Source organism: Flavobacterium sp. (assembly GCF_017985075.1).
Lineage (GTDB): Bacteria > Bacteroidota > Bacteroidia > Flavobacteriales > Flavobacteriaceae > Flavobacterium.
The window spans coordinates 15038-23980 of the sequence record NZ_JAGNYF010000030.1 but is presented as its reverse complement, the minus strand read 5'-3'; the positions used below and the strand labels follow the sequence as shown (position 1 = coordinate 23980).

Sequence of the window (8943 nt, the reverse complement as noted above, 5' to 3'; positions counted from 1 at the left end):
AACCTATGGGTGCAGAAAACGATGCGCTTTGGCAATTAGACGAAGCCGATACCGGAATTGAAAAGGCGTATTGTTGTATTGCCAGTACGGCTCGAGATTTTGCTCGTTTTGGAAAATTATACAAACAAAATGGGGTTTGGAATGGCAAGCAAATTTTACCACGCTCGTTTGTGGAAAAATCATTGCAACCGCGTTTTTCCGATAGTCCAGAATATGGTTATGGATGGTGGTTGCATCAAATAAACGGAAAGAAAATATATTACATGCGAGGACATTTGGGTCAATTTGTGATTGTCTTGCCAGAAGATGATGTTATTATTGTGCGATTGGGGCATTTAAAAGGCAAACAAACGACAACTGATCCTCATAGTAACGATTTGTATGTATATGTAGAAGAAGCTTTAAAAATGATTAATAAAAAGAAATAAATATGTTAGACACCATTCAATTAGACAATATTTTATTTTTAGATATTGAAACGGTTCCAGAAATGGAACATTTTTCGGAATTAGACACGGATTTTCAGGAACTTTTTGCACACAAAACCCAATACCAAAGAAAAGATGAGGTTTCACCAGAAGAATTTTACGAAAGAGCCGGCATTTGGGCTGAGTTTGGTAAAATTGTTTGTATTTCTGTAGGTTATTTTACGCAAAAAAGTGGCGAACGACAGTTTAGAGTCACCACGTTTCAAGGAGATGAAGAACGTTTGTTATTGGATTTTTCTAATTTGATAAACAATCATTTTAATTTGCCACAACACGTGATGTGCGGACATAATGTAAAAGAATTTGATTTTCCATATATCGCCCGACGTATGTTAATTCACGGGATTAAAATTCCTGCTAAATTGAATTTAATGGGTAAAAAACCTTGGGAAGTGCCGCATTTAGACACGTTAGAATTATGGAAATTTGGCGATTATAAACACTTTACTTCTTTAAAATTATTAACGAAAGTGTTAGGTGTTCCTTCACCTAAAGATGACATTGATGGAAGTGAAGTAGCAAACGTTTTCTACAAGGATAAAGACATCGACCGAATTGCAACCTATTGCGAAAAAGATGTAATTGCTGTAGCACAGATAATATTAAAGTTGCGATTACAAAAATTATTAACTTCAGATGAGATTTTGAAAGTATAAGCCATAAAAAAACCACGTAATAACTTACGTGGTTTTTTTGTTTCAAATTGTTTTTTTTAGTTTCCTACTAAAGCATTGGTACTAAACTTTTTCACATCAGCAACTGTGTTATCAGAATATACTACTGCGTTTAATGCTGTTGAAGTATAAAAATTCCAAAGACCTGTTTTTTTACCTTGTTCGAAAGAACCTTCCGAAACTAAATTTCCTGTTTCGTCAAACGATTTCCATAAACCATCTGCTTTTCCATCAATATAATTTCCTTGGTGCATTACTTTACCGTTAGAATGATAATATGTTACTTTTACTGTGTTTTCAGAAATTTGTTCTCCAACTGCCTCTGTTTCTTGAGCAAAACCGAGTGAAGTAAACAAAATTAAACCAAAAATAAGGGCTAAATTTTTCATAATTATAGGTGTTATGATTAATAATAATATAAACCTACGACATATTTTTACATTAACCAAACAAAAACTTAACAATTTCGTAACATTGGAAAAAAGAACATAAAAAAAAGCGATCTAATTTAGACCGCTTTTCTTATTTATTTTGGGTTATTCTTATTGTAATAATGTAGCTCCGTTTACTGTTGACCAAGCACCATTTGTTAAACTTGCTCCTGTTGAAGTAGTTGAAGTAGTGTATTGTCCAGTTGGGAAAACAACAGAAGTAACTGTAGATGTTCCTCCAAATTGAGGTGTAGTTCCATTAATTTTAACATTCGTTAATTTAATTTTACTTGCATTTACTTGATTAGTATTTGTGTTTGCATCTTGAATTCTAACCGCTACCGCGCTTGCATTAGTAGTATATCCATCAATTAATATGTTTGAATATTCTCCGTTTCCTTGATTTTTAAATTGGATTGCATCATATTCAGCAGAATTATTTTCTGTTAATGTTCCTGAAGCTCTTTTTAAAGTAATGTTTGCTACTTTAGGCCAGAAAGCATTGTTGTTGTTTTTACATTCAATTTCCATTCCGAAATTTCCTGTTCCTGTTTGATATGCAAACCAGTTTGAGTTTAATTGACCTTGCCATCCATCTTGCCAGTCAAATGAATCATCAAAATTTCCGTAAGAAATTGCATTAATTAAATTAACAGTTCCTCCGTAAAATTCGAAACCATCATCAGCACCTTTGTAAGCTACTAAATTTTCTAAAACTGTTCCTGAACCAACTGAATAAAATGAGAACCCGTTCATTTCTGAAGTTCCATCAGTAATTTTCTTTCCTGCGTATTCAACACGTACATATTTTAAAGTACCACCATTATGTGTAGCATTTGTTCCCCCGTAAGGTTTTGCTAAACCGTCTTCTGAAGTTGCAGTAGTTAATCCACCAACTGCTACAATAGGAGCGTCTCCATACATGATAATTCCACCCCAAGAACCAGGAGTTTGTGAAGATTCAGTAAATACTACTGGTTCAGCAGCCGTACCATTAACAATTAATTTTCCACCAGCTTCTACAACTAATGCATCTACTGTTCCATCTGCAAGTGTTGCAGTAACTTTAGAGCCTGCTTCAATAGTTACAGTAACTCCTGGTTTAATTTTTACAATACCTTTTAAAGTATAGTTTCCAAATACATAATTCGTATTTGCTGTAATGTCACCTGTAATTTCTCCAACTACTGGTGTTTTAGTTGTTGTAGTTTCGTCGTTATCTTCTGAACAACCTGTGAATAATAAACTTAATACTGATAAGCTTAAGACTAATTTTTTCATGTTATTTTGTTTTTTAGTTTTGTTATACAAATTTATGTTGACTGCTTAATGATATCGTTAACCATATATTATTAAAAATTTAAGAATTTCTGGCTATGTAAATTTTCTGTAAATAAAAAATCCTGCCGAAACAGGATTTTATTATTAGAATGTGTAGCTTAAGTTTAAACTTAGTCCCACTCCTTTTTTATAATCTCTTACAATTAATGAATCTTCTACAATAGCAGTTCTATTATTTGAACCTAATTCGAATTTTTGAACTGGATTTAATATATTATCTGCTGAAAATTTTGCATTTAAGTTTTTAGTTAATTTACTTGATAAGACTAAGTCTAACTTATGAAATGGCAATTCGTAAATATGATCCAATCCTGCAGTTCCAACCGAATAAATATTTTTTCCTTTTACTCCATAAACTAAAGTAACTGTATTTTTAATTTTTTGATTGATGTTGAATTCATATTTAGCATCAGCATTAATTACCCAATTTGAAGCACCTTGTAGTTCTCTTTTTCTTGAGTTTTCTAATTGGTTGTTATCAGCAATTTCAACCTGCGTTTTCATTAATGACGTATTGAAACCTAAAGACACATTTTCTAAACTTGAAGAAAGATTCGCCATATTTAAAATAAACTCAAATTCAGCACCGTATAAGTTAGCCACTTTTGAATTTTTGTAGGTAGTCAATAAAGAGGCACTCGCTTCATATATTCTTTCAATTGGATCTTTAATGTTTTTGGCATAAACTCCAACAGCAAACATGTCTTTTTTGTCTGAGAAGAATTCGTATTTAAAATCTGCATTTAAATTTTGAGTATCTACTAAATCTTTATTTCCTAATGTAACAGTTCCATCAGGATTTACAATTTGAACAGGTAACAATTCCATTAAAACAGGTCTTGTTATGGTTTGAGATGCAGCTAAACGTAAATTAGATTTGTCGTTTAATTTATATTTTGAATTAATGGCTGGTAAAAAATAGTTTTTCTTAACTTGATTTTTAATATAAGTATCATCAAAACTTGTAGACGTATTTAAATCTCTATATTTAATAATTCTGTTTGATGCCTCTAATCTTAAACCTCCATTAATTTCTAATTTTTCATTGATATTAAACAAAAGATTTGCATATCCTGCATTTACAAATTGATCTAATTTTTGTTTGTACGATACATTTGATTCTTCTCTTTCGAAAATTAATCCATTTTCTGCATCAGACATAATTTGGCTATTAATATCATTTATATCAGTAGTGCTTTGTAAACCAGAGTTAATTGGAATAGAGGCAAATAAACGGTACGTAGCACTTAAATTGTTTCTAAAAGAATTATATCCAACAGATAATTTATTTGTTTTTCCATCAATTTCTTTTCCAAAATTAAAGTTGTATTCCACTAATCCACTCATAAAATAGTTCCCTTTAATTCTAAAGTTTTGGCGATTAAGTGTATTTCCACCATAAGTATTTGAAAACAAATCGTTATTACGTAAACCTACTAAGAATTTTCTGTCAGGCAATTCAAAAACAGTTTTCACATAAGAAACCGCAGCTTTAACACTGTGTTTGTTATCTGAAGTTAATTTGTAACTTGTAGATAATTGATTGTTAAAATAATCAGATTGTTCAAACTGATTCAATCTAATTAATCTATTTGGAATACTTTTTTGTGTAGCAGAAACTCCAAATTGATCTTGAATTAAACTTTCTGTAGTTCTTAAAAACATGGAATTGGTTGCAATCTGAAATCTATCAGATTTATATTTTAAACCAATTAATGCAGATGTGCTTGTAATATAATTGTAAGATGTATTAACGAAATTATTATAATATTCATTTCCACCTTCAATAAATGTTCTTTCTACTCCTTGTCTAAATTGGTATTTATTATCCCAGTTTAATGACATTAAGTAAGAAAATGAACGATTTTTGTCAAATTTAAATTTGTCAGAATGACTAAAACTTATACTATTGTTAATTGGCGCGCTAACTTTATCTACATTCCAAGAATTGTTCGCATACCCATTTTTATATTCTGTTGAAGATAATGTAACATTTCCTATGTTTCCGTATGCGGTTGGTATGGTTTTAAATTTCTTTTGAATTCCAAAAAAACCTTCGCTATTATTAGCCGTTTCAGCTAATAAGAAATCACTTCCATTATTACCCGTAACATATCCAAAACCTAAGCTTAATTTTGTTTGAGAACTTTGTGGCTCAGAAGTTTCTACATTAATTGTTGCACCTGCAAAATCTCCAGGAACATTTGGATTAAAGGTTTTGTACACACTTAAAACACCTACAATATCTGTAGGAAATAAATCTAAAGGAATAATTTTTTTAAATGGACTGTTAGATGGTCCTTGTAAATCGTTAATTAATAAGTTGTTGTATCTATTTTCTAATCCTCTCACAAAAAGTCCTTTTGACTCTGCTTTTGTAATACCGGTTACTTTCGTTAAACCTTCTTCCACATCGCTAATCCCTTTTCTTTCCATTTCTTGGGCACCAATGCTTTGTTTCATTTCCACTGCTTTTTGTTGTTCTTTCAACAAAGCCGTTTCTTTGGTTTTATTTGTAGAACCTTTAATTACAATCCCTTCAATACTATTTGAATTTTCTTGTAAGGCTATGTTTTCAGTAATCGTTTCATCTGCAGCAACTGTAATAGCTTTTTCAAAAGTTTTATAACCAATAAAAGCATATACTATTGTATATTTTCCTGGTTTCATAGCAATTTCATAATTACCATTAATGTCAGATTCCGCATTTATCATGGTTCCTTTTAAAGATACCGAAACAAAACTTACAGGTTGTTTGCTGTCTTTGTCTGTAATTACACCACTAACTTTAGCATTGTTTTGAGCGAAAGAGATTATTGTAAAGAATAATCCAATAAGTAGAAATTTTAATTTCATGAGTTTGTGTTTATTTTTGATGCAAAAATAGAACCACCTTAATTATGTAAATGTTACTTAGAAGTTATTTATTAGTTTAGATAGTGTTAAGATAGTGTTAACATATTAAATAATGGTAAACAAGCAATTAATGTCAATTTTATATATAATTTTACACAAGTTAAATTATTTTAATTACTTTTATATTTGATATGAAAAAGAAAGACATAAAAATATTATTGGTTGATGATGAACCGGATATTTTAGAGATTGTTGGTTATAATTTAGAGCAAGCAGGCTACCACGTTACCAAAGCAGAAAATGGTAAAGAAGCGGTTAAACTGGCTATAAAAGTAAAACCACATCTAATTATTATGGATGTAATGATGCCAGAAATGGACGGGATGGAAGCGTGTGAAAAAATTAGAGAAATCCCAGAATTAAAAGATACTATTATTACCTTTCTTACCGCCAGAAGTGAAGATTATTCGCAAGTAGCTGGTTTTGAAGTTGGCGCCGACGATTATATTGCGAAACCTATTAAACCAAAATTATTGGTTAGCAAAGTAAAAGGATTATTACGCAGACTTAAAGACGAAGAATTAGAAAATTCTGAAACGTTAACGGTTGGCAATTTGCAAATTAATCGCGAAGAATATAAAATTATTAAAGACGGAATTACCATCGTTTTACCAAGAAAAGAATTTGAACTTTTATATTTATTAGCTTCAAAACCAGGCAAAGTATTCACCAGAGCCGAAATTTTAGATAAAGTTTGGGGCAATGAAGTAATTGTGGGTGGAAGAACCATAGATGTTCACATCAGAAAACTTAGAGAAAAAATTGACGAAGATGTTTTTAAAACCATCAAAGGTGTGGGATATAAAATTGAATTAAATGGCGATTAGTTTTAAAAAATCATACAAATTTGCCTTTAAATCATCACTTTATATTTCGTTTTTTGTAGTTTTAAGTTTGTTGGTTTATCATAATTTCATTCAGCCAATTAACTATTTTATTCTAATAGTTTTTCCCGTAACGCTATTTTTCTTTAGTTTTTTTCTAATGCAATATCGTGTAGAAGTTTTTATCTACAAACGCATAAAAAAATTATATGATGAGGTGTCGTTATTAGATGCTACTTCTTTACAAAACAAAACCGTTACCACTGACGTTTCTACTTTAACAAATGACATTAGAAATTTCGCAAAGGAGAAAAAAATCGAAATTGAATCGTTAAATGTTCGAGAAGAGTACAGAAGAGAATTTTTAGGGAACATTTCTCACGAATTAAAAACACCACTTTTTACGGTTCAAGGTTATTTAGATACGCTTATTGAAGGCGGCGCTATTAAAGATAAAACTTTACGCGTAAAATATATCGAACGTGCTTCAAAAGGCGTTGAAAGACTAATTAATATTGTACAAGATTTAGATATGATTTCTAAATTTGAAGTAGGTGATTTAAACATCGACATCGAAAAATTTGACATTATTAACGAAATTCAGAACGTTTTTGACCTTTTAGAAATGAAAGCCGATGCCAAAAACATCATTTTAATGTTCGATGAAAAGTACATTTCTCCCATATTTGTGTATGCCGATAAAGATAAAATTCAGCAAGTTTTAACCAACTTAGTGATGAATTCAATCAAATACGGAAAAGAAAACGGAACCACAGAAATTGCGGTTGAAAAAATAAGTAAAACCAAAATTTTAGTGCGTATTCACGATAACGGACAAGGAATTGAACAACATCATATGTCAAGAATCTTTGAACGTTTTTACAGAATCAATAAAAGTGGTTCAAGAGAAGAAGGCGGTTCGGGCTTGGGCTTAGCCATCGTAAAACACATTATTGAAGCACATAACGAAAAAATATTTGTGCAAAGTACATATCAAAAAGGCTCTGAGTTTTCGTTTACCTTGAAAACGAGTAAATAATTGCGTTACCAAAACTTTAATTTTTATACTTTTGCAGGATAAAATTAATTGTTGTGGGAAGTAAAAATAAATTAAAAAGATTCAACGAAAATGCTACGTTTTCAAATGTTTTTCAACCAACTCGTGAAGAAGTAGTTAGCGATAGTTTAGCATTAAAAGGAAAATGGAATTCAGATTTCTTTAAAAACAATAACCCAATTGTTCTTGAATTAGGCTGTGGAAAAGGCGAATATTCTGTAGGATTAGCAGAAAAATATCCAAACAAAAACTTTATTGGAATTGATATTAAAGGGGCCCGATTTTGGCGCGGTGCTAAAACCGCTGTAGAAAACGGTCTAAATAATGTGGCGTTTCTTCGTACTCAAATTGAATTAATTAAGCATTGTTTTGATGAAAATGAAGTAGATGAAATCTGGATTACTTTTCCAGATCCACAAATAAAATACAAACGCACAAAACACCGTATGACCAATTCTGAATTTCTTCAGAATTATAAAAAAATCCTAAAACCTAATGGGTTGATGCATTTAAAAACAGATAGCGAGTTTATGCACGGCTACACGTTAGGGTTATTACACGGTGAAGGACACGAAGTTTTATATGCCAATCATAACGTATACAACAACGCGGGCGCCCCGGAAGAAGTAACAAGTATCCAAACCTTTTACGAAAGTCAGTATTTAAAAATAAATAAAAGCATTACGTACATTCAATTTAAAATAAAATAATGTCGATATTTTTAGCTTTTGCATTTGCAGTTTTGTTTTCGTTTGTGGGGGTTTTACCTCCAGGAATTGTAAATATGACTGTGGCTAATTATAGCGTTAAAAAAACGTTATTCAAAGCTAAAAAGTTTATCAATGGTGCTATTTTAGTGGTATTTATTCAAAGCGTTTTAGGGTTTTATTTTGCTACTTTTTTAGAGAGCCATCCGCAAGTAATGCAAAATTTAAAATTTGTAGGAAGTTTAGTTTTTATATTATTAACCTTATTTTTTTTAGGTAAGGGAATTCAAAATGCCATTCATACTAAAGATGCCATTAAGAAGAAGTCAGCAAAAAGCAAACTAAAACCTTTTTTACACGGCATTTTTATTTCGGGATTAAACATTTTCCCAATTCCATATTATGCGTTTGTAAGTTTGTATTTATCAGCTTTTATTGAAGATTTTTTTACTAATTTAGTTGGTTTAGCATTTGTTTTTGGAACAACTTTAGGGACATTTACAGT

The 8943-nt window shown here is 30.8% G+C and carries 9 protein-coding genes; 6 read left to right on the top strand and 3 right to left on the bottom strand.

What is annotated here, in order from left to right:
* Together KA468_RS07225 and KA468_RS07220 are read left to right on the top strand one after the other, a co-directional pair.
* A partial coding sequence (locus tag KA468_RS07225; protein WP_291242268.1) for a serine hydrolase occupies positions 1 to 428 on the top strand: 428 nt, incomplete at its 5' end.
* Between the two features lie 2 nt (positions 429 to 430).
* Entirely contained in the window at positions 431 to 1144 is a 714-nt protein-coding gene (locus tag KA468_RS07220) for a 3'-5' exonuclease (protein ID WP_291242267.1), read from the top strand.
* A 56-nt stretch (positions 1145 to 1200) separates the two neighbouring features.
* Here the strand turns inward: KA468_RS07220 and KA468_RS07215 are convergent, their stop codons facing one another.
* From KA468_RS07215 to KA468_RS07205, 3 genes are all read right to left on the bottom strand, one after another.
* A complete protein-coding gene (locus KA468_RS07215) occupies positions 1201 to 1551 on the bottom strand; it encodes a membrane-binding protein (RefSeq protein WP_291242266.1) in 351 nt (116 codons plus the stop codon).
* A gap of 153 nt (positions 1552 to 1704) precedes the next feature.
* Positions 1705 to 2874 carry a hypothetical protein gene (locus KA468_RS07210; RefSeq protein ID WP_291242265.1) on the bottom strand — a complete coding sequence of 390 codons (1170 nt, stop codon included), beginning with the start codon at positions 2872 to 2874 and terminating at the stop codon, positions 1705 to 1707.
* Positions 2875 to 3018: 144 nt separating this feature from the next.
* Positions 3019 to 5790, bottom strand: coding sequence for a TonB-dependent receptor (locus KA468_RS07205; RefSeq protein ID WP_291242264.1), 2772 nt, complete (start codon positions 5788 to 5790; stop codon positions 3019 to 3021).
* A gap of 191 nt (positions 5791 to 5981) precedes the next feature.
* Here KA468_RS07205 and KA468_RS07200 point away from each other — a divergent pair, with 191 nt between their 5' ends.
* The 4 genes from KA468_RS07200 to KA468_RS07185 all read left to right on the top strand — a co-directional run.
* Positions 5982 to 6677, top strand: coding sequence for a response regulator transcription factor (locus tag KA468_RS07200; RefSeq protein ID WP_291242263.1), 696 nt, complete (start codon positions 5982 to 5984; stop codon positions 6675 to 6677).
* Positions 6667 to 7713, top strand: coding sequence for an ATP-binding protein (locus KA468_RS07195; RefSeq protein ID WP_291242262.1), 1047 nt, complete (start codon positions 6667 to 6669; stop codon positions 7711 to 7713). Before KA468_RS07200 ends, KA468_RS07195 begins: the two co-directional genes overlap by 11 nt.
* Before the next feature lie 53 nt (positions 7714 to 7766).
* On the top strand, positions 7767 to 8441 hold the full coding sequence (trmB, locus tag KA468_RS07190; protein ID WP_291242261.1) for a tRNA (guanosine(46)-N7)-methyltransferase TrmB: 675 nt from the start codon (positions 7767 to 7769) through the stop codon (positions 8439 to 8441).
* On the top strand, positions 8441 to 8943 hold a 503-nt coding region (locus KA468_RS07185; protein ID WP_291242260.1), incomplete at its 3' end, for a LysE family transporter. The genes trmB and KA468_RS07185, both read left to right, overlap by 1 nt.